This is a genomic window from Aeromonas sp. 600282, assembly GCF_049175755.1.
Taxonomy (GTDB): Bacteria; Pseudomonadota; Gammaproteobacteria; order Enterobacterales; family Aeromonadaceae; genus Aeromonas; species Aeromonas veronii_A.
Window position 1 is genome coordinate 87,081 of the sequence record NZ_JAAKVR010000013.1, and the last position, 19,734, is coordinate 106,814.

Annotated in this window: 20 protein-coding genes; 12 read left to right on the forward strand and 8 right to left on the reverse strand. The window is 60.8% G+C overall.

Annotated features, from left to right (window positions below):
• Nucleotides 1–3: 3 nt before the first annotated feature.
• The 5 genes from pcnB to thpR all read right to left on the reverse strand — a co-directional run bounded on the left by pcnB (nt 4) and on the right by thpR (nt 4,913).
• The gene (gene pcnB / locus G5137_RS13590) at nt 4–1,479 is read right to left on the reverse strand and encodes a polynucleotide adenylyltransferase PcnB (protein WP_421255536.1); all 1,476 of its coding nucleotides are present in this window, start codon (nt 1,477–1,479) and stop codon (nt 4–6) included.
• A gap of 562 nt (nt 1,480–2,041) precedes the next feature.
• Nucleotides 2,042–2,950: a tRNA glutamyl-Q(34) synthetase GluQRS gene (gene gluQRS, locus G5137_RS13595; protein ID WP_421255537.1), complete on the reverse strand. Its 909-nt coding sequence runs from the start codon at nt 2,948–2,950 to the stop codon at nt 2,042–2,044.
• Between the two features lie 111 nt (nt 2,951–3,061).
• Entirely contained in the window at nt 3,062–3,511 is a 450-nt protein-coding gene (gene dksA / locus G5137_RS13600; RefSeq protein ID WP_005335644.1) for an RNA polymerase-binding protein DksA, read from the reverse strand.
• 119 nt (nt 3,512–3,630) lie between these two features.
• On the reverse strand, nt 3,631–4,374 hold the full coding sequence (gene sfsA / locus G5137_RS13605) for a DNA/RNA nuclease SfsA (protein WP_421255538.1): 744 nt from the start codon (nt 4,372–4,374) through the stop codon (nt 3,631–3,633).
• Entirely contained in the window at nt 4,371–4,913 is a 543-nt protein-coding gene (gene thpR, locus G5137_RS13610) for an RNA 2',3'-cyclic phosphodiesterase (protein ID WP_201939158.1), read from the reverse strand. Before thpR ends, sfsA begins: the two co-directional genes overlap by 4 nt.
• 178 nt (nt 4,914–5,091) lie before the next feature.
• On the opposite strand from thpR, the gene hrpB reads away from it, so the two are divergent.
• The 3 genes from hrpB to G5137_RS13625 all read left to right on the forward strand — a co-directional run bounded on the left by hrpB (nt 5,092) and on the right by G5137_RS13625 (nt 10,392).
• On the forward strand, nt 5,092–7,539 hold the full coding sequence (gene hrpB, locus G5137_RS13615) for an ATP-dependent helicase HrpB (RefSeq protein ID WP_421255539.1): 2,448 nt from the start codon (nt 5,092–5,094) through the stop codon (nt 7,537–7,539).
• A gap of 73 nt (nt 7,540–7,612) precedes the next feature.
• A complete protein-coding gene (gene mrcB, locus G5137_RS13620) occupies nt 7,613–9,931 on the forward strand; it encodes a penicillin-binding protein 1B (protein WP_216979464.1) in 2,319 nt (772 codons plus the stop codon).
• Nucleotides 9,932–9,990: 59 nt separating this feature from the next.
• Complete coding sequence (locus G5137_RS13625; protein WP_181497083.1) at nt 9,991–10,392, forward strand: VOC family protein; 402 nt, start codon at nt 9,991–9,993, stop codon at nt 10,390–10,392.
• Nucleotides 10,393–10,470: 78 nt separating this feature from the next.
• Here the strand turns inward: G5137_RS13625 and G5137_RS13630 are convergent, their stop codons facing one another.
• Both G5137_RS13630 and G5137_RS13635 read right to left on the reverse strand, forming a co-directional pair.
• A complete protein-coding gene (locus tag G5137_RS13630) occupies nt 10,471–10,791 on the reverse strand; it encodes an SMR family transporter (protein WP_005335659.1) in 321 nt (106 codons plus the stop codon).
• A complete protein-coding gene (locus tag G5137_RS13635) occupies nt 10,788–11,174 on the reverse strand; it encodes a DMT family transporter (RefSeq protein ID WP_421255540.1) in 387 nt (128 codons plus the stop codon). The genes G5137_RS13630 and G5137_RS13635 overlap by 4 nt, the downstream gene beginning before the upstream one ends.
• Nucleotides 11,175–11,332: 158 nt before the next feature.
• Here G5137_RS13635 and G5137_RS13640 point away from each other — a divergent pair, with 158 nt between their 5' ends.
• The 3 genes from G5137_RS13640 to ppa all read left to right on the forward strand — a co-directional run bounded on the left by G5137_RS13640 (nt 11,333) and on the right by ppa (nt 14,652).
• Nucleotides 11,333–12,214: a LysR family transcriptional regulator gene (locus tag G5137_RS13640; RefSeq protein WP_216979467.1), complete on the forward strand. Its 882-nt coding sequence runs from the start codon at nt 11,333–11,335 to the stop codon at nt 12,212–12,214.
• Nucleotides 12,215–12,324: 110 nt separating this feature from the next.
• Nucleotides 12,325–13,905: a DUF3369 domain-containing protein gene (locus G5137_RS13645; RefSeq protein WP_421223911.1), complete on the forward strand. Its 1,581-nt coding sequence runs from the start codon at nt 12,325–12,327 to the stop codon at nt 13,903–13,905.
• Nucleotides 13,906–14,121: 216 nt separating this feature from the next.
• Nucleotides 14,122–14,652: an inorganic diphosphatase gene (ppa, locus tag G5137_RS13650; RefSeq protein WP_005335667.1), complete on the forward strand. Its 531-nt coding sequence runs from the start codon at nt 14,122–14,124 to the stop codon at nt 14,650–14,652.
• Between the two features lie 28 nt (nt 14,653–14,680).
• Here the strand turns inward: ppa and G5137_RS13655 are convergent, their stop codons facing one another.
• Nucleotides 14,681–15,028 (reverse strand): hypothetical protein, encoded by a 348-nt coding sequence (locus G5137_RS13655; protein WP_371178944.1) that lies wholly within the window; start codon nt 15,026–15,028, stop codon nt 14,681–14,683.
• A gap of 139 nt (nt 15,029–15,167) precedes the next feature.
• Here G5137_RS13655 and G5137_RS13660 point away from each other — a divergent pair, with 139 nt between their 5' ends.
• The 6 genes from G5137_RS13660 to G5137_RS13685 all read left to right on the forward strand — a co-directional run bounded on the left by G5137_RS13660 (nt 15,168) and on the right by G5137_RS13685 (nt 19,722).
• Entirely contained in the window at nt 15,168–16,058 is an 891-nt protein-coding gene (locus G5137_RS13660) for a hypothetical protein (protein WP_157161973.1), read from the forward strand.
• Nucleotides 16,059–16,278: 220 nt separating this feature from the next.
• Nucleotides 16,279–16,821, forward strand: a complete 543-nt coding sequence (locus G5137_RS13665) for a YtfJ family protein (protein ID WP_005343253.1) — start codon at nt 16,279–16,281, stop codon at nt 16,819–16,821.
• 44 nt (nt 16,822–16,865) lie between these two features.
• The gene (locus G5137_RS13670; RefSeq protein ID WP_421255541.1) at nt 16,866–17,165 is read left to right on the forward strand and encodes a hypothetical protein; all 300 of its coding nucleotides are present in this window, start codon (nt 16,866–16,868) and stop codon (nt 17,163–17,165) included.
• A gap of 31 nt (nt 17,166–17,196) precedes the next feature.
• Nucleotides 17,197–17,787: a DUF2796 domain-containing protein gene (locus G5137_RS13675; protein ID WP_421255542.1), complete on the forward strand. Its 591-nt coding sequence runs from the start codon at nt 17,197–17,199 to the stop codon at nt 17,785–17,787.
• Between the two features lie 4 nt (nt 17,788–17,791).
• A complete protein-coding gene (locus G5137_RS13680; protein ID WP_201986254.1) occupies nt 17,792–18,481 on the forward strand; it encodes an ABC transporter ATP-binding protein in 690 nt (229 codons plus the stop codon).
• Nucleotides 18,475–19,722, forward strand: a complete 1,248-nt coding sequence (locus G5137_RS13685) for an ABC transporter permease (protein ID WP_043821722.1) — start codon at nt 18,475–18,477, stop codon at nt 19,720–19,722. Before G5137_RS13680 ends, G5137_RS13685 begins: the two co-directional genes overlap by 7 nt.
• Nucleotides 19,723–19,734: the final 12 nt, after the last annotated feature.

The following is a 19,734-nucleotide window of genomic DNA, read 5'->3' on the forward strand; positions in this document are numbered from 1 at the left end:
TGGTCACTCGGCCGTTTTCGGTTTACGACGGCGCGGGCGGCGGCGGTTGCGGCTGTTGCTGCTGCGCTTCTCGCCATCGTGGCTACGGGCTTCGCCGGCCCGACCGCGCTCACCGCTGGCCGGGCGACGGGTCGCTTCACGCTGCAGTTGCGGGCGCACATCCGGATTGGAGGCAACATAGCGCTCCCACCAGCTGGCCAGCTCGCCGAGACCGCGCTCGACCCGGTTGCGCAGCAACAGGAAGTCGAACGCCGCGCGGAACTTGGGATGCTCCATGGCGCGCTCGGGGTGCTTGCCCTGACGACGGGTCAGACGCTGTTGTAGTGCCCAGATGTCGCGGACATCGGTGGTGAAACGGCGGGGAACGGCGATGATCCGCACCTGATTGTCCAGCACCTCGTTGATCGCCAGCATGAAGGCGTCATACCAGGGCAGGCCGCTCTCGTTCTCCAGCACCCGACCACGGGCCTCGACGCAGCCCCACAGCAGGGTGGCGTAGAGGAAGGCGGGGGTGACGCGCTTATCTTCACGAACCCGGGTATCGGTATCGATCAGCGCCTGCTCGATAAACTGCTCGTAGGGCGAGTTGCCGTGCGGGGTAAACAGCGCAGCTACTTGCGGGAAGAGCTGCTGGAACAGACCATACTCGCGCAGCAGCTTGTAGGTCGCCAGACCGTCGCCAGCCAGGAACAGCTTGAGGGTCTCCTCAAACAGGCGGGCAGCCGGGATGTCTTGCAGCAGTGGCGCCAGCTCCTTGATGGGGGCGGCGGTTCGCGGGCTGATGGTCATATCCAGCTTGGCGGCAAAGCGCACGGCGCGCAGCATGCGCACCGGATCTTCACGATAACGGGTTTCGGGATCGCCGATCAGCTCAAGCTTCCGCTCGGCCAAATCTTCCAGCCCGCCCTCGAAATCGTGCAGGGTGAAATCTTTGGCGCTGTAGTAGAGGGCGTTGACGGTAAAGTCGCGGCGCTCGGCATCCTCTTCGATGGTGCCGTAGACGTTGTCGCGCAGCAGCATGCCTTCATCAGACTGGGCCGACACATGTTTGCTGGTATTGACCTGATGGTGGTGACCCCGGAAGGTGGCCACTTCGATCACGTCACGACCAAAGACAATGTGGGCCAGGCGGAAACGACGGCCAATCAGGCGGCAGTTGCTGAACAGCGCCTTGATCTGCTCCGGCGTCGCATCGGTTGCGATGTCGAAATCCTTGGGCGTCTTCCCGAGCAGCAGATCCCGGACTCCGCCGCCGACCAGGTAGGCCTCATAGCCCCCTTTGTTCAGGCGATAGAGCACCTTGAGTGCATTCTCGCTGATCTCTTTGCGCGAAATAGGGTGCTGATCACGGCTTAAGGTACGACGTTGACCGGCGACACGGGCTGGAATGGGGGATTCCACCGACTGCTCGCCGTCTTCCTTGCCGAGCACCTTGCGGCAAAAGTTTGCGATCTGGGAAAAAATGGTACACCTCTTCATGACTTCTAAATTGACGGGAGGCCAAAAAATAGCGGCCTATCATAGCTCACGCCTAACCAAATGAAAAACCGTGACGGCAATTGATCCCGTTTGAATCGGCGTTGCCGGAAAAAATAGCGGTCTATTCCGATAGCTCACACCTGACCAAATGAAAAACCGTGACGGCAATTGATCCCGTTTGAATCGGTGTTGCCGGAAAAAATAGCGGTCTATTCCGATAGCTCACGCCTAACCAAATGAAAAACCGTGACGGTAATTGATCCCGTTTGAATCGGCGTTGCCGGAAAAAAATAGCGGTCATTCACTGCCATCAAACCGGCCATTGCCCTTTTAGCGCCTGTCGGCACGGCAACAAGGCGGCTATGGCACCAACCCCGTCACTATAAATTTAATTTATGGTTTTTCGGGAAATGACCCAATTCCACCTTATACCTAACCGGATCCGCGGCGCAGCGTCCGATGTTCTCTCTTGCCTGCTCTCGAAAGCCTGCGCCCGATCCGCTCAAGCCGACTCGCGCAGCGCTTCACCTTCTCACCTTGCTTTTGGCTTTGGCTGCCAGATTTAGCCGGCAACCAACGGAATCTTCTCGCTGGCGGGCACCCGGGCCAGCTGCCAGTGGGCGATGCCCCAGCCGATGATCTCGTCGATCCGGCTTGCCATCAGCTCCGGCGGCGGGCACTGGCCGAGGAAGTGCAGCGCCTGCCACAGGGCCGGTCGCACCTCATCGAGCGCCAGGGCCGGCGCATGGTTCTGCTTGGAGAGCTTGTTGCCATCTGCCAGCACCACCAGCGGCAGATGCACCCAGTCCGGCACCGCTGCCCCCAGGGTCTGGTAGAGGGCAATCTGACGCACCGTCGGCTCCAGCAGGTCGGCGCCGCGCACTATCTCGGTGATGCCGCTGTCCATGTCATCCACCACCACCGCCAGGTTGTAGGCGTAGAGCCCGTCGCGGCGGCGGATAATGAAATCCTCCTCGGCGAGCGCCGCCGGCACCGCGATATGGCCCTGCAAGCGATCATCGAAGTGGTAGACCGGATGGTGCTGGCGCAGCCGGGCGGCGCAACCTTCGGCCGCAAGTCCCAGCGTGCGGCAGTGGCCGCTGTAGAGACCGCCCGCGGCCATGATTTCGCGCCGGGTGCAACGGCACCAGTAGAGGTCCCCCGCCCGATAGAGCTGGTCGATGATCTCGTCATAACGGCCGTGGCGCGCGCTCTGGAACATCACCTCCCCATCCCACTCGAGGCCATATGCCTCAAGAGTCTTGAGGATCAGGTGCGCTGCCCCTGCCATTTCCCGCGGCGGATCGATATTTTCGATGCGTACCAACCAACGTCCCTGCTGCGCTCTGGCCTGCAAAAAGCTGCCGAGGGCGGCGATCAGCGAACCGAAATGAAGCGGGCCTGAGGGTGAGGGGGCAAAGCGGCCGACATAGGGGCGCGCAAGGGGTGAGGACGGGGAATTCACTAGCATGACTGTTCGGGTAAGCGATTCATTGAGGCTGCATTCTGGGGCGCGACCGCCAAAAGCTCAATAAAAAAGGGAGCCCGCGAGCTCCCTTTTTCATATACCAGAGGGTCGGGATCAACCGGCCATCTGTTTTTCCTTGATCTCGGCCAGCGTCTTGCAATCGACACAGAGGTCGGCAGTCGGACGGGCTTCCAGACGACGGATACCGATCTCGATACCGCAGTGTTCGCAGTAACCGAAATCATCGTCTTCAAGCAGCTGCAAGGTCTTCTCGATCTTCTTGATCAGCTTGCGTTCACGGTCGCGGGTACGCAGTTCAAGAGCGAACTCTTCTTCTTGCGCGGCACGATCTACGGGATCCGGGAAGTTGGCAGCCTCGTCTTTCATATGGTCGACGGTACGATCAACTTCCTGCATCAGTTGGTTGCGCCAGGCACCCAGGATCTTGCGAAAATGCGCCTTTTGTTGGTCATTCATGTACTCCTCACCCGGCTTTTCCTGGTAAGGCGCGACACCCGCAATGGCCAGGGGGCCCAGAGATTTCCTGTTTTCGCCTGTTGGCATGCCCTGTCTCCTAATTCAGCACGCTACCCGTGCCATCCATAAATTGAGGGCGACATCTATAGCAGAAGGGTAACGGGTAAGCAAACAAGCCGTACCAATAATGTTACCCACTCCAATATTTATGCACTCCCCTCGGGTAACAGGTGACCAGATTCAAACGGGATAAACCCTTGAGCCACCATGCCTTGCACCCCAACATGGGGCCGATAGCATAAAATTTCAACCCCCGCCGCGATTGCCTGCTCAATTAGCAGACTATAGTGCGGATCTATATGGGTTGCAGGGCGCATCCGGCTTATTCCGGAGTGCAGCACCATAAAGAGCAGCACGGCCCTGTGGCCCGCCGCTTTCATCGCCATCAACTCGCGCAAATGCTTTGCTCCACGGGCAGTGACCGCATCGGGGAAGTAGCCCATGCCAGCCTCCTCCCGCTCGTCGAGCAGGGTGACCGATTTTACCTCGACGTAACAATTGCCCTTTTCGTCATCTTCCAGCAAGAGATCGATGCGACTGTTCTCTTCGCCATACTTCACCTCGGTGCGCAACCGGCTGTACCCCGCCAGCGGAGCGATGGCCTCCTGCTCGATCAGCTCCCGGGCAATCTGGTTGGCGCGCGCCGTGTTGACGCAGATAAAGTGGCCCGCCGTGCTCTCGGCGATCTCCCAGCTGTTGGGCAGCTTGCGCTTGGGGTTGTCGGAGGTGGAGTACCAGACCCGGGTGCCCGGATCGGCACAACCGGTCATGGCACCGGTATTGGCGCAGTGAATAGTGATGACCTCGCCGTTATCGAGTTGCACATCGGTCAGAAAGCGCTTGTAGCGGGCCACCAGCTGGCCCGATTGCAAGGGGGGATCAAAGATCACGGGTTAGCCCTCCGCGCGTCTTCTTTTACCCGGGCCTGCAGCGGCCAGCAGGCAAGCGGCTCGTAGCGCACCCCGTCCGGAGTCGAGATGGATTGATAGAGGCAGAACTCATCGGCCTGCAGCAGAAAATTTGGGGCAGGCAGGATGGCAGGGGCCTCGACCGCCTTGCGCGACAGGGTGACATGGGGGCGATAACCCTGCTCGCCATTGCCAAGACGCAACTTCTCACCGTGGCGGCGCAGCGCCTTCGCCAGCACGGTCAGCTCGTTGGGCCACTCCTTCGGGCCAATCCAGGCGGCCTTGGCCCGGCTGAACCAGCCGGTCTCATCCAGCCTGATGGAGAGCGGCGGACAGTGCTGACGCTCCACGGCGGCGATCAGGCGGCGGGTGGTCAACTCGTCAGCCTCACCCAGAAATGCCAGGGTCAGGTGGAGGTTGGCTTGCGGCACCGGCTGACCGGGCCAGGGCAGCTGATCGCGCCAGGCGATGAGCTCGGGGGCGAGCTCCTTGACGGGCAGGGCAAAGAAGAGTTTGGCCATGTGGTGATAATGCCTTTTTCACGCTCATTGGATGGACCCATTCTATGGCAGCCATTCGGCCATGTCTCGCCAGCCTCCCGCACGAGTAGCCATCTGCGCACATCCACTCACGGTGGCGCGGGTGGCTGTGGCAGAATAGGCGCCGTTTTACCGGTTGCTACAAAAGGTGCTCATCGCTTTGTCCCAGCTCCCCATCGTTTCGGTATTGCCCGAACTCTTTGCCGCCCTCGACAGCCACACCAGCGTGATCCTGCAGGCGCCCCCAGGCGCAGGCAAATCGACCCTGCTGCCGCTGGAGCTGGTGCGTCAGAACCGGCTGCCCGGCCGCATCATCATGCTGGAACCAAGGCGCCTGGCTGCGCGCAATATCGCCACTTTTCTGGCCCGTCAGCTGGGGGAGAAGGTGGGCAAGCGCATCGGCCTGCGGGTACGCGGCGAGAGCCGCACCAGCTCAGCGACCCGGCTCGAGATCGTCACCGAAGGGGTGCTGACCCGGATGTTGCAGCAGGACCCTGAGCTGACTGGCGTCTCGCTGGTCATCTTCGATGAGTTCCACGAACGCAGCCTGCACGCCGATACCGCGCTGGCTTTCGCCATCGAGAGCCAACAGGGATTGCGCGATGATCTCAAGCTCCTGGTGATGTCCGCTACCCTGGATGGCATGGCACTCGAGACCTTGCTGCCGGATGCCCCTGTGGTTCGCTCCGAGGGGCGTGGCTTCCCTATCGATTACCACTACCGCCCCGCCAATCGCCAGCAGTGGCTGGATCCGCAGGTCGGCGCCGTGGTACTCGAAGCGCTGGCCGCCCACCGCGGCAGCCTGCTGGTCTTTCTGCCGGGACAGGGTGAGATCGAGCGGTTGGCGCAATGGTTGGCAGACAAACTGCCGGACGACGTGACCCTCGCCCCCCTCTACGGCCGCCTCGATATGGCGGCCCAGCAGGCAGCCATCGAACCAGCGCCTGCCGGCCGCCGTAAGCTGGTGCTCACCACCAATGTGGCGGAGACCTCCCTCACCATCGAAGGGATTTCGGTGGTGATCGACAGCGGGCTGGAACGACGGGCTTCCTATGATCTGAAAAGCGGTGTCACCCGACTGGAGACCCGCCCCATCGCCAAAGCCTCCGCCATCCAGCGGGCAGGCCGCGCCGGTCGTCTCGGCCCCGGCGTCTGCTACCGGCTCTGGAGCAGCGAGGTGCAGGAGCGGCTCGCCGAGCAGAGCCCGCCAGATATCCTCACTCAGGAGCTGACCGGCCTGCTGCTGGATGCCGCCCAGTGGGGGGCAAAGGTGGAAGATCTGCCGCTGCTGGACATGCCCCCCGCCGCTGCGGTGGCCAGCGCCCAGCGGCTGCTGGTGGATCTTGGCGCCATGAAGCCGGAGGGTGAGCAACAACTCACTGCCGCTGGCCGCGCCATGGCGGCCTTCGGTACCCACCCTCGGCTCGCCCGCATGCTGCTGCGCGCCCGCGAGCTGGAAGCTGAAGGTCTGACAGGGATTGTCGCCGATGCCGCTTATCTGGTGGCGTTGCAGGAAGAAGATCTGCGAGGATCGGAGCGCCTCTCTGTGCTGTTCCACCGCCGTCAAAACGCTCTGCGTCAGGGGGCGCTCCGCTGGTTTGAACGGCTTGGCGTGCGCCCTGCCAATGCACAGGGTCAGTGGCTGGGGCTGATCTGTGCCCTCGCCTGGCCGGATCGCATCGGCAAACTGCGTAGCGGCAGTCGCTATCAACTCAGTGGTGGGGTGAGCTGCGATCTGGTAGAAGGTCATCCCTGTCAGGGACAAGCCGCCCTCATCGCCATTGAGATGGGGCAGAACGATCGCGGCAGCCGCATCTTTATCGCCGAACCGGTCGATCTGGACGAGCTGGTACGCCTGCTGCCGGAACTGGTGAGCGAACGGCAGTGGTTCGACTGGGATGAACGTGAAGAGCGGGTGCGCGCCGAACGCCAGCAGGTGATCGGCGAGCTGGTGCTGAGCCAGCGACCGCTGACCGAACTCTCTGACGAGCAGAAAGGGCGCTGCCTGCTGCAAGGCATTCGCCGCAAGGGGCTGCATGTGCTGCCGTGGGACGAGAGCAGCGAAGGGCTGCTGGCCCGTCTACGCTGTGCCCGCGACTGGCTGCCCGATGAGGGGTGGCCAGCCATGGATGACGACAGCCTGCTGGCCACCCTCGAACAGTGGCTGCTGCCAGCGGTGAGCGGCATGACCCGGCTTGAGCAGTTGAAAAAGCTCAACCTCGGCGACATCCTGCGCCAATCCCTGCCCTGGCCGCAGCCCAAGCGGCTGGACGAGGCGCTGCCGAGCCACTTTGCAGCGCCCACCGGCAGCCGGGTGCGGATCCGCTATCAGCCCGGGCAGGCACCGGTAATCCCGGTGCGCATTCAGGAGATGTTCGGTCAAGGTTCGACCCCCTGCGTGGCAGATGGCAGGGTGCCGCTGGTGGTAGAGCTGCTCTCCCCCGCCCAGCGACCACTGCAGATCACCGCCGACCTGGCCGCCTTCTGGGCTGGCTCCTACGAGCAGGTGAAGAAAGAGATGAAGGGGCGCTATCCCCGCCACTACTGGCCGGATAATCCGCTGGAAGCGATGCCGACCAAGGTCACCAAAAAGAAGATGGGCATCTAGGTTCGGCGGGTTAATCCCGCTCGAACGTTCGCGAATGCGACATAACAAGTAGAAAGGAAAGCAAAGAGGATTTATGGCAACCCAACGACGCAAGCGTGCCCCCAAGAAGGCAGCGCCCAAACGCACCATCTGGCGCAAGCTGTTCTGGCTTGGCTTCAAGCTCTCCCTGGTGGTGGCGGCCTTTATGGTGGTGTTTGGCATCTACCTCGATACCAAGGTGCGCGAGCGCTTCGATGGCGAGAAGTGGCAGCTGCCGGTTATGGTCTACAGCCGCCCGCTGGAGCTCTATCCCAGCCAGCGCCTGTCGCGGGACCAGATGCTGCGCGAGCTCAATATGCTGAGCTACAAGCAGGTGCGCCAGCCTCACACGCCGGGTGAATACACCATCAACGGCAACCGCATCGAGCTGATTCGCCGTCCGTTCGAGTTCTATGATGGCGCCGACGGTGCCCGTGGCCTGCGCCTCACCTTCAACGGCCCGCGCCTTGAGGGGATCCAGTCGTTGGAGAACCAGCGCCAGCTCGGTTACGCCCAAATGGACCCGGTGCTGCTCGATCGCCTCAATACCGAGGATCGGGAAGATCGCCTGCTGGTACGCATCGCCGAGGTGCCCGACAGCCTGCTGGTGACCCTGCTCACCACCGAAGATCGCGACTTCTACCAGCATGGCGGCGTCTCGCCGGTGGCCATCATGCGCGCCATGTTCGCCAACCTGATCGCGGGTCGTACCGTGCAGGGGGGCAGTACTCTGACCCAGCAGTTGGCCAAGAACTTCTTCCTGACCCGTGAGCGCAGCCTGTGGCGAAAACTGCAGGAAGCCTATATGGCTGTGCTGATCGACTATCGCTACAGCAAGGACGAGATCCTGGAGTCCTACCTCAACGAGGTCTATCTGGGGCAAAACTTCTCGCAAGGGGTCTATGGTTTTGGCCTCGCCTCCTACTTCTACTTCGGCATTCCGGTCAACGAGCTGGATATCGATCAGGTGGCCCTGCTGGTCGGTCTGGTGAAAGGCCCCTCCTATTACGACCCATGGCGCTTCCCGGAGCGGGCCAAGACTCGCCGGGATCTGGTACTGAAGCTGCTGATGGATCACGGCAGCCTGACCCAGGCCGAATATGAGCTGGCCAGCCGCCAACCCCTCGGCATCATCGCCCGTGGCCAGATGAGCTATGGTCGCACCCCGGCCTTTATGGGACTGCTCAAGCGAGAGATCCAGAGCCGCTTCGGCGCCGATCTGCTCAAGCAGTCCGGCCTCAAGATCTTCACCAGCCTCGACCCCATCGCCCAGCACGCGGCCGAGCGGGCGGTCGAATCGGGCCTCGCCGATATCGAGAAACTGCGCGGCAAGAAGAAGCTGGAGGCGGCCATGGTGGTCTCCGACTGGCATAAGGGCGAAGTGGTGGCGCTGGTGGGTGGCCGCGATCCCCGCTACGCCGGGTTCAACCGGGCGCTGGATGCCCGCCGCCAGATCGGCTCGCTGGTGAAACCGGCGGTCTACCTCACCGGTCTCTCAAACGGCCTGACGCTCGCGACCCCGCTCAAAGATCAGCCGATCCGCATTCGCGGTCAGGATGGTCAGGTCTGGACGCCGCAAAACTACGATCGCAAGTTCCGCCAGAGCGTGCCGCTGATGGATGCATTGGCCAGCTCCCTCAACGTGCCGACCGTCAATCTGGGGCTGCAAGTGGGGCTGGAGAAGGTTGTCGACACCCTGCACAAGCTGGGAGTTCAGCAGGAGATCCAGCCCTACCCGTCGCTGGTGCTGGGGGCGGTTGCCCTCTCCCCGCTGGAAGTGAACCAGATGTATCTGCCCATCGCCAATCAGGGACTGACCCAGCCGCTGTCGGCCATTCGCGCCGTGGTGAACGGGGATGGCAGCCTGCTCTATCAGCATGATCAGACCGCCAAGCGGGTCACCGACCAGCAAGCAAGCTGGCTGACCCTGTTCGCCATGACCAAGACGGTGAGTCAGGGCACAGCCCGCGCCCTCAGTGCCAAGTTCCCCGGCGCCACCATGGCGGCCAAGACCGGCACCACCAACGAGCTGCGCGACTCCTGGTTTGCCGGGATGGACAACAACGAACTGGTCAGTATCTGGGTCGGTCGCGACGACAACACCCCGGCGGGCTTGACCGGTGCCAGCGGTGCCCTGCAGCTCTTTAGCGGCTACATGAGCCAGCGAGGCGTCAACAGCCTGAGCCTGCAGATCCCGGAGGGGATCACCTGGGCCAACTTCTCCCGTGCCAGCGGCACCCGCGTCACCAGCGACTGCCCGGGCAGCCTGCAGGTACCGGCCAAGACCTCGACTATGGGCTCCCCGACCAGCTGTGCCGGCAGTACGACGCCACGCAGTGCCCTGGATGAGTGGTTCGGTGGATTCTTCAACTGACATCGCGAGAGGGGCTGCACGGGCGGCCCCTCTCCCCAGCCTGCTTACAAGGAGTCATCATGAGCCAGCCGTTGTTTGAGGCTATTCACCACATTGCCATTATCGCCAGCGATTACCAGCGATCGCGCCACTTCTATCACGAGGTACTGGGGCTGCCCATCATCGCCGAGACCCTGCGCGAGGCGCGCCAGTCGTGGAAACTGGATCTGGCCCTGCCGGACGGCAGCCAGCTGGAGCTGTTCAGCTTCCCCTCGCCTTCCGAGCGCCCCTCCCACCCCGAGGCGTGCGGCCTGCGCCATCTCGCCTTTCGGGTCAGCGACCTTGACCGCGTCATCGCCCATCTGCATGCCCATCGAGTCGATGTTGAGCCAGTGCGGGTGGATGAACTGACCGGCAAGCGCTTTACCTTCTTCGCCGACCCGGACGGTCTGCCGCTGGAGCTCTACGAAGCGCCGCGCTGAGCCTGCATCGACCAAGCAATCAGCCAAACAAAAGCCGCCCGGTTGCGACCGGGCGGCTTTTCTTATTGCTTCAGGTTATCAGGCGGTAGTCAGCATAACGACAGCCAGCGCCATCACCATCATGCCAGCCCAGCCGATGGGCTTGAGCCGCTCACCGAAGAAGAGCAAACCGCCCAGCGCCGTACCGACGATGCCGATAGCCCCCCAGGTGGCGTAGGCAACAGCCAGGTCAATCTGGCCGCCACTTACCGCTTCCGAGAGCAGGGTAAAGGCGCCGAGTACCAGCATGATCCCCAGGAAGCCCCACCCCTTGTAACGAAAGCCTTTGGAGCGGTTGATGGCCATGTTGGCGCCGATATCGATCAGTGCTGCCCCCAGTACAATCACAAACGGACTCATGCTGTGACCTCCGTTTCAACTGACCCGGTTGCAGGCTCATCATGGGTCTCCCCCATGGTCACCATAACAATCCCCACTATCGCGAGAGCCAGGCCAATCAGCTCCTGAACGGTCACATCGTAACCAAGGAACATAACCGACACTATGGTGATCAAGGTGATCCCGAGCCCCTCCCAGAGCGCAAACGCAATACCAATGGAGATTGTTTTGGCGGCTTTTGCCAGCAACCAGTACGAGAAACCGATCAACAGCCACATCGGGATGTAATTCATCCAGCCAGCCCCCTGCTCGGGGATCATGGTCATGCTGGAGGTGCCGGCGACCTCGGTCAAGATGGCGCCGGTCAAAAACAGCCGGGCCAGAAACATACGACTTAATAACATATAGGATGCCTTTGTTGCTTCGACGGGAGAGATGGTAAACGGGGAGAAGCAACTCGCGACAATCGCTCAGCGTCGATTATTCCGACGCCACAGGTTTGCCTTGCCTTGGTTCGGCACGCTAAGGTGATGGTGAAAAACTCCGCCATGGTCTGTAAAACATGAAGCTATATCAGATAGAACTCTTTGTAGAGTCAGCCAATAGCGGCTCTATAGCCAACACCGCCCGTCGTCTCGGCAAAAGCCGCAGCGCTGTCAGCACCTCCATCGCAGCACTGGAAGTTGAGCTTGGCGTCGAACTTTTCGAACGAGGAGCCAATCAGAGTCGCCTGACCGAGATCGGCGAGCTGGTACTTGATGATTGCACTCGCCTGCTACAGGCGGCCAACAGCTTGCAGCAGAAGTGCAAACATTACGCCTCGGGTGCCGAAGTGGCGCTGCGGGTTGCCCGCGATGACGCCATCCCCGAGCAAGTGTGGCGCGAGATGCTGGCCAGCCTGCACAACCAGTTTCCCGGCACCAGTATCTCTCTGGTGCTTGCCTCTCCGCCTGAACTGCCAGCGCTGGTTGAAGAGGGGTTCGTCGATGCCGCATTTGGCCTTATTACCGAGGATCAGGAGCGCAGCGGCCTCAACATCGATCTGCTCAACCCGATCCGCACCCTGATGGTGGTGGCGCCCAGCCATCCGCTGGCCGGGCTGAAGCGGGTCAAACAGCAGGATCTGACCGATCACACCCAGGTAACTCTCTCGTATGTAGATGAATTTTCTGTAAAAAGCCTGCTACCTGTGGGAGGCCAGCATATAGGTCTCTCCAGCTTCGAGTTGATGCGTAACGCGGTCCTCGATGGGCTAGGCTGGGCGGTGCTCCCCTCGCCACTTATCCAGAGCCAGCTGCGACAAGGCACCCTGCTGACCCTGAAGCACAAGTTCAGCCTGCAGTGGCGAGACTATGGCGTCTATCTGGCAGAAAATGCCTATCACGGCAAAGTATTGGCCTGGTTGAAAAAATCGATCCAGAGTTATCTTGAGCCTTTCGAGTAAAGATGAAAGAGGCGGTGCCAGCTCACGATATCTGCTTATCCTGATGATCCTGACAGAGGTGATCGTGCATACTCTTCACATACTCATTGAGCGCCGGAGGCGTAACCGATATGAGCAGTGCCCAAGACAAGGACGATATCTGGCTGGATGACGACATCATCGAACTCGATGATGAAGAGGTCGTGGTCCCCAAGGCACTCAATCCCTGGCAAGTGCTGATCGTGGATGATGAGCCGGATATTCATCACGCCACCCGGCTTGCCCTCTCCAATATTCAGTACAAATCTCGCCCGCTCGAGCTGCTCAACGCCTACAGCGGTGCTGAAGCCGCCACCATGCTGGAGGCCAATCCCAGGATTGCCCTGATCCTGCTCGATGTGGTGATGGAGACCGAAGATGCCGGTTTGCGGCTGGTGCACCGGATCCGCAACGAGATGCGCAACTCGCTGGTGCGGATCGTGCTGCGTACCGGCCAACCCGGTCAGGCACCGGAACAAAGGGTGATCCTCGATTACGACATCAACGACTACAAGACCAAGACCGAGTTGACGGTACAAAAACTCTTCACCACCGTCATCGCCTCCCTTCGCTCCTACGAAACCCTCAGCGCCATCGACAAGAGCCGACAGGGACTCGGCAAAATTCTGGAGGGCGCGGGCGATCTCTACCATCTCCATTCACTCAAGGAGTTTGCTTCCGGCGTGCTCAAACAGATCAGCGCCATTCTCGATGTGGGCACCGAAGGGGCCATCTGTGCCGAACGCCGTCCAGGCGAACATGGGCTTGAGATCCTGGCGGCAACCGGAGACTACGAGGCGCTGCTGGAGGAGAAGAGCCTTGATGAATTTTCTGCCCTGAAAGAGTCGGTCATGAAGGCGTTAAACGAGCGCTGCAACCGCTTTGAACACCCGCAGGACTCTCTCTATATTGCAGCCCAGAATGGCCGCGAGTTCGTGTTGAGCTTCACCCCGACCCAGCCTCTGGATCCTCTCGAGTGCGACCTGCTGGATGTCTTCTGCCAGCGCATCTCGGCGGCCTACGACAATCTCTATCTCTACAACCAGCTGCTTCGTGCCCAGGAGGCCACCGTGGTGGCGCTGGCGGCGCTGGCGGAGTTTCGTGATTCCGATACCGGCGAGCATGTCTTGCGGGTGCAGAAGCTCTCGGATGCCATCGTGGCCGAATTGAAGCAGATGGCGGTCTACCCGGAGCAACTGACTCCGGAGTTTGTCGAAATGATCGGTATGGCTTCCATCCTGCACGATGTGGGCAAGGTGGGCACCCCGGACCATATCCTGCACAAGCCCGGCCGTTTCGACCCGGAAGAGCGGGCCATCATGGAGCAGCACGCCGGCATCGGCGCCAATATCCTGCACAAGGCGGGCGAAATGGTGGAGGGAACCAGTTACCTCTCTCTCGGCGCCGAAATCGCCCGGGGCCACCACGAGCACTTCGATGGCAAGGGCTATCCGCTGCAGCTGGCTGGCCAGCAGATCCCGCTGTCGGCGAGGATAGTGGCGGTGGTCGATGTATTCGATGCCCTGCTCAGCAAGCGCCCCTACAAGGAGCCCTGGACGCTGGCGCAGACCATGGAGTATATCCAGTCCCGCTCCGGTACCCAGTTTGACTCTCATGTCGTAACAGCCCTGTCGCGACTGGTCAACGAGTCGAGACTCCCCTACTCGCTCTGACTCTCTGCACTTGCCACTCAGCATCCCTTGCCGGTGACCAAGGTCACCGGCAAGGCATCAAAACAGCTGTTTTGTTGCATCCTGCACACATCAACGCGCCGCAAACCGGCAACATCACCCTTCTTTGGCTGCGATATCAGCTGAAATATGGTCATTTAACATCACATCGCTATAATATCGGCCTGCAATCCTGATACTAACAACGAAGGAAATATCATGAGCCTGAACCTGGTACCGGCCGGCAAGAGCCTGCCCGACGATATCTATGTCATCATCGAAATCCCGCAGAATGCCGACCCGATCAAATACGAAGTCGACAAGGACAGCGGTGCTATTTTCGTCGATCGCTTCATGTCTACCCCGATGTTCTATCCGTGCAACTACGGCTACGTGAACGCGACCCTCTCTCTGGATGGTGACCCTGTCGACGTACTGGTTCCGACCCCCTACCCGCTGCTGGCCGGCTCCGTCATTCGCTGCCGCCCGGTTGGCGTACTGAAGATGACCGACGAATCTGGCGAAGATGCCAAGATCGTTGCCGTGCCGCACTCCAAGCTGACCAAGCAGTACGACCACATCCAGGATGTGAACGATCTGCCGGAACTGCTGAAAGCCCAGATCCAGCACTTCTTCGAGCGCTACAAAGAGCTGGAAGCGGGCAAATGGGTCAAGGTGGAAGGTTGGGGCGACAAGGCCGCTGCCGAAGCCGAGATCAAAACCTCTGCCGAGCGTTACGCTGCCAAGTAAGCATCACTCGGTTTGTAAAAAAGGCGCCTTATGGCGCCTTTTTTGTCGGTGTTTGCGGCAGCAGACCGGCCGCATCTTCGGCAGGATTGCCCTGAATGTATATTTCACGGCCATCTTTCTGGTAGGGACGATAGTAATCACCGCCACAGCGATAGCCGCCGCCCGGCTGGCTCATCAGCTCGCAGTTGACCGGCAACACCTCCAGCCACTTGATGGCCTGCTGGTAGCGCAGCCACTCCTGCCATTCGTGTTCGCGCGCCAGCTGGTCACGCAGAGCAAAGGTATCCGCAACGGACATCCCCTTGTTGACGATCACCTGACCCGCCATGGCTGGCAGGCTGAGCAGCCCAAACAGCACTATGATCCAAGGCTTCATAACCCCTCCAGAGTGACTTAATTTCACAATTAAATTAAAAGTCACATCAATCTGTTATCCAGATCACAAAACGAAACATCACCAAAGTGGTGCCGGCTCACCTAGTTGTTAATTATCGTCCACAGCAGGAAGCACCACCATGAAGCTGACCCCCGCGCTGTTGCTCAGCCTCACTCTCTACACCACCCTTGGCGCCACAAGCAACGCCAGCGAGATCAACATGAGCTGGCAGTGGCAATCCACCGATGGCCAGCGCAAGCACTTCCAGCTGACCACCGACGATCAGGTGATGGCCGCCAGTCGCCACGAGATGAGCCTGCTGAAGGCCTCTCTCACCAATCCGCTGGAGACCCTTTACGCCTATATCAGCCCACGGCTCTACAACAGCATCAACCTGATCAATCAGAGCAGCCCCGAGACCGCTACCAAGTTTCGCAATCTGGAGCAGGCCTTCACCCTGCGGGACGACAGCATGGAGTCGCTGCTGTTCTGGCAAGCCTACCAGCAGTATCAGGAGGATGCCTTCTACCAGATGAGGGTGATCCCCTGCGTCCATCCGGCCAATCGCAAGCTGCCTTGCGTGCGACCCGATTACTCCCAGCTCTTCTACCACTTCAAAGGGCACCTCAAGCCGCTGGCGCAGCAGTTTGCGGCCAAGGATCTCGCCACCAGCGTCAGCCTGCTGCAGGAGTGGCTGAACGCCATCCCCACCCAGCCGGAGCAGCTGGATCACTTCGCGCCGCCGCTACAGGCACTGCAAGATAACAAGGCCGACAGCGACGAGAAGGCGCTGCTGATGGCCAGTCTGCTGGCGGAGCTGGCCCCGCAATATGTGCTCAGCATCATCTATCCGGATATCAGCATCGGCAGCGTCTCCCCTGCCTGGCTGGCCATTACGGCAGACAGTGGCGTACCCGGTGATGTGGTGGTGATCAACAATCAGCGCCATGTGCTGCTGACCGGCTCGTCCCTGCTGGCCCAGCAGATGACCATGGCCAAGATCCCCCTCATCAGCGAGTCGCTCTACTGACGCAGACAGCTCAGACCAGCCGCCAATTCATTGATTTTTATCGATGTCATGCCATCCTAGCCGCCCTTGCCAGCCAACCACCTGACTGGCGGGGCGCCGACGCTTCTGAATTGCGATCTTATTTAACACTTTTTAAACAGATCCGATCAGTTTAGGATGAAGCTCGCCCATTCCCTCAATCCGAAACTCGTTATAACATAACAAATGGAGTGTCATCAGGATGAAACATCTCGTACTTACTTTGGCGCTGCTGCCATCTCTGGTCTTTGCTCACAACTTCAAGGATGGCAACCCGGTTCCGCTGGTCAATGTCAGCGACAAGGGTGAGCTGGTACTGAACGGCAAGGATATCGGCTACCAGCCGTGGCAGAGCACCTCGCTCACCGGCAAGGTGTTCCTGATCCAGCATATTGCCGGTCGCTCCAGTGCCAAGGAGCTGAACGCCCCGATGATCGAGGCGATCAAGGCCGCCAAGTTGCCGCAAGACAAGTACCAGACCGTTACCGTCATCAACAGCAATGACGCCATCTGGGGCACCTCCGGCTTTGTGAAGAGCAGTGCCGAGGACAGCAAGAAAGAGTTCCCCTGGTCCGCCATGGTGCTGGATGCCAAGGGCATGGCGCGCAACGCCTGGGATCTGACGCCGGAAAGCTCGGCGATCATCCTGCTGGATAAAGAGGGCAAGGTGCTGTTTGCCAAAGATGGCCAGCTCGATGCCAACAACATTGCTACCGTGATGGGGCTCATCAAGTCCCATCTCTAAGTCAGAGAGAAAGGGCGCTGATGGCGCCCTTTCCATAAGGGTCTATGGGTCGTATCAAGCTGAAAATCTGGATCTTGCTGCTGGGCTGGTTATGGCTGCAGCCTGCCCTTGCCCGGCACCAGTTTGAATCCGTCCTGCCCGGCCACGACGACCATCACTGCCTGGTCTGCGCCCTCCATCTGGATGGCAAACAGGTCATCACCGCTACCCCCTATTGTTTCCCCAGTTCGACCTCTGTTCTGCCCGCAGTTGCAATCATGCAGCGCTCGGCGGATACCGCCACGCTTCACAGCTATGCCATCCGTGCGCCGCCCGCCTCTGCTTTTCTCTATCCCTTTGTTTAAGTTCACTATTTGTTTTGAAAAAGGATTAAAGATGAAAGCAGTTACTCTGTTGCTGGCCGCAGCGGCCTTTGGCGCACACGCGAATCACGACGAACACGAGAGCCACAGCCACGGCGCCCACGAGCATGGCCACGGCCACCTCAATCTGGTGGTCGATGGCAACCAGCTGATGATCGAGCTGCAAGCCCCTGCCGCCGATCTGGTAGGCTTCGAGCACGCCGCCAAGAGCGATGAAGAGAAGGCGCAGTATGCCAAGGCGGTTGCCCGCCTCCAGCAGCCTGACGCCCTGTTCCGCTTCGACCCGGCCGCAGGCTGCAAACTGACCCAGCAGGAGCTGCAAGCTGCCAAAGAAGATCATGATCACGACCATGACCATGACCATGACCATGACAAGGCTGCCAGCGACAAACATGAAGACCACCATGATCATGACGAAGCGGGTCACGCCGATATGGGCGCCATGTACACCTACACTTGCGCCACGCCGGCCAAACTGACCGGCCTCGAGGCGACCCTGTTCAGCGTCTATCCGAGCCTTGAGAAGCTGAGCGTGCAGGGGATCCTGCCCACTGGCCAGACCGCAGGCGAGCTGACCCCGTCCGCCAACAAGCTGAGCTGGTAACGCCATGAAAAAAGCCGTGGTTGAGATCCGCGATCTGGCCTTTGCCTGGCCAGGTGGCGACACTGTACTCGATCTGCCCGCCCTCACCATCCGCGAGGGTGAGCGGGTCTTTATCAAGGGCCCGTCGGGCTCTGGCAAGTCGACCCTGCTCGGGTTGCTGGCCGGGATCCAGACCGCCAACCACGGCACCCTGGAGGTGCTGGGCCAACCATTGGCCCGGCTCTCTGGCCGTGCCCGTGACCACTTCCGGGCGGCCAATCTGGGTTATATCTTCCAGCAGTTCAATCTGCTGCCCTTTCTCTCGGTGCAGGACAACGTGACTGCTGCCCTCACCTTCTCGCCCGCCAAACGGGCCCGCCTGCAAGGGAGTCCGGAGCAGGAGGCGCGCCGTCTGCTGGCGGAGCTGCAACTGCCGGACGACGCGCTGCATCGCCCCGTCCATGCCCTCAGCATCGGCCAGCAGCAGCGGGTTGCCGCCGCGCGGGCGCTGATCGGCTCGCCGCCACTGGTGATCGCTGACGAGCCCACCTCGGCACTCGACACCGACAACCGGGCCGCCTTTATCAAGCTGTTGTTCGAGGAGTGCGACAAGCAGGGCTCGACCCTGATCTTCGTCAGTCACGACCCTTATCTCGAACCCCTGTTCCCGCGGGTCGAAAACCTGCAACAGCTCAACCGGAGGGCATCATGCTAAAGCTCGCCCTGCAAAGTCTCTGGGCCCGCCGACTCACCGCCGGGCTCACCCTGCTGGCCGTCGCCATCAGCGTCACCCTGCTGCTCGGGGTGGAGCGGGTGCGCACCCAGGCCCGCGAAAGTTTCTCCAACACCGTCTCGGGGACCGATCTCATCGTCGGCGCCCGCTCCGGCCAGGTGAACCTGCTGCTCTACTCGGTGTTTCGCATCGGCAACCCCACCAACAACGTGGGGTGGGATTCTTATCAAGCCATCAAACAGAAACCGGGCGTCGCCTGGACCATCCCGCTCTCCCTTGGTGACTCCCACAAGGGATTTCGGGTGCTCGGCACCAATGGCGACTACTTCACCCACCTGAAGTACGGTCAGCAGCAGTCGCTGCAACTGCGCGAGGGGCGGCCATTCGACACGCCGTTTGAAGCTGTGCTCGGCGCTCAGGTGGCCGAGAAGCTCGGCTATCACCTCGACCAATCCATCGTCATCGCCCACGGCGCTGGCAACACCTCGTTCAGCCAGCACGACAACCTGCCGTTCAAGGTGGTGGGTATTCTGGCGCCGACCGGCACGCCCATCGATCGCACCATCCATGTGCCGCTGGCGGGGATAGAGGCGATCCATCTTGGTTGGGATACCGGCCGCCACAGCAAGAACGTGACGCCGGAGCAGGCACTGGCGCAGGATCTCACCCCGAAAACCATCACCGCCTTTATGGTTGGCTTGAGCAACCGGATCCTGGCGTTCCAGCTGCAGCGCAGCGTCAACACCTATCCCAAAGAGCCGCTGATGGCGATCCTGCCGGGGGCCGCCCTGCAGGAGCTGTGGAGCCTGATGAGCGTGGCGGAAACCGCTCTCTCGGTCATCGCCGGTTTCGTGGTAGTCGCGGGCCTGATCGGCATGCTGACTACCCTGCTGGCGGGGCTTAACGAGCGGCGCCGGGAGCTCGCCATCTTGCGATCCCTCGGTGCCGGCCCCGCCCACCTGTTCTTGCTGCTGGCGCTGGAGGCCATGGCGCTGACCACGGTCGGCATCGCTCTCGGGGTCGCCGTGCTCTATCTGGGGCAGGGGCTTGCCTCGCCCTGGCTGCTCAGCCACTATGGCCTGCAACTGAGTCTGGGGCTGCCGAGCACCTACGAGTGGCAATTGCTGGGGGTAGTCTGGCTGGCAGGCATGGTGATCGGCCTGCTCCCTGCCGCCCGCGCTTACCGCTACAGCCTGAGCGATGGCATGAGCATTCGCGTCTAGCGAGACGCCCAA

Bases quoted from the DNA above. Each gene is read 5' to 3' on its own strand.
- gluQRS (WP_421255537.1), bottom strand. From the start codon at position 2,950: ATGCTAGTGAATTCCCCGTCCTCACCCCTTGCGCGCCCCTATGTCGGC.
- G5137_RS13685 (WP_043821722.1), top strand. From the start codon at position 18,475: ATGCTAAAGCTCGCCCTGCAAAGTCTCTGGGCCCGCCGACTCACCGCC.
- G5137_RS13665 (WP_005343253.1), top strand. From the start codon at position 16,279: ATGAAACATCTCGTACTTACTTTGGCGCTGCTGCCATCTCTGGTCTTT.
- G5137_RS13625 (WP_181497083.1), top strand. From the start codon at position 9,991: ATGAGCCAGCCGTTGTTTGAGGCTATTCACCACATTGCCATTATCGCC.
- G5137_RS13670 (WP_421255541.1), top strand. From the start codon at position 16,866: ATGGGTCGTATCAAGCTGAAAATCTGGATCTTGCTGCTGGGCTGGTTA.
- pcnB (WP_421255536.1), bottom strand. From the start codon at position 1,479: ATGAAGAGGTGTACCATTTTTTCCCAGATCGCAAACTTTTGCCGCAAG.
- thpR (WP_201939158.1), bottom strand. From the start codon at position 4,913: ATGGCCAAACTCTTCTTTGCCCTGCCCGTCAAGGAGCTCGCCCCCGAG.
- ppa (WP_005335667.1), top strand. From the start codon at position 14,122: ATGAGCCTGAACCTGGTACCGGCCGGCAAGAGCCTGCCCGACGATATC.
- dksA (WP_005335644.1), bottom strand. From the start codon at position 3,511: ATGCCAACAGGCGAAAACAGGAAATCTCTGGGCCCCCTGGCCATTGCG.
- G5137_RS13675 (WP_421255542.1), top strand. From the start codon at position 17,197: ATGAAAGCAGTTACTCTGTTGCTGGCCGCAGCGGCCTTTGGCGCACAC.
- G5137_RS13640 (WP_216979467.1), top strand. From the start codon at position 11,333: ATGAAGCTATATCAGATAGAACTCTTTGTAGAGTCAGCCAATAGCGGC.
- G5137_RS13660 (WP_157161973.1), top strand. From the start codon at position 15,168: ATGAAGCTGACCCCCGCGCTGTTGCTCAGCCTCACTCTCTACACCACC.
- G5137_RS13680 (WP_201986254.1), top strand. From the start codon at position 17,792: ATGAAAAAAGCCGTGGTTGAGATCCGCGATCTGGCCTTTGCCTGGCCA.
- mrcB (WP_216979464.1), top strand. From the start codon at position 7,613: ATGGCAACCCAACGACGCAAGCGTGCCCCCAAGAAGGCAGCGCCCAAA.
- G5137_RS13655 (WP_371178944.1), bottom strand. From the start codon at position 15,028: ATGAAGCCTTGGATCATAGTGCTGTTTGGGCTGCTCAGCCTGCCAGCC.
- G5137_RS13635 (WP_421255540.1), bottom strand. From the start codon at position 11,174: ATGTTATTAAGTCGTATGTTTCTGGCCCGGCTGTTTTTGACCGGCGCC.
- G5137_RS13630 (WP_005335659.1), bottom strand. From the start codon at position 10,791: ATGAGTCCGTTTGTGATTGTACTGGGGGCAGCACTGATCGATATCGGC.
- G5137_RS13645 (WP_421223911.1), top strand. From the start codon at position 12,325: ATGAGCAGTGCCCAAGACAAGGACGATATCTGGCTGGATGACGACATC.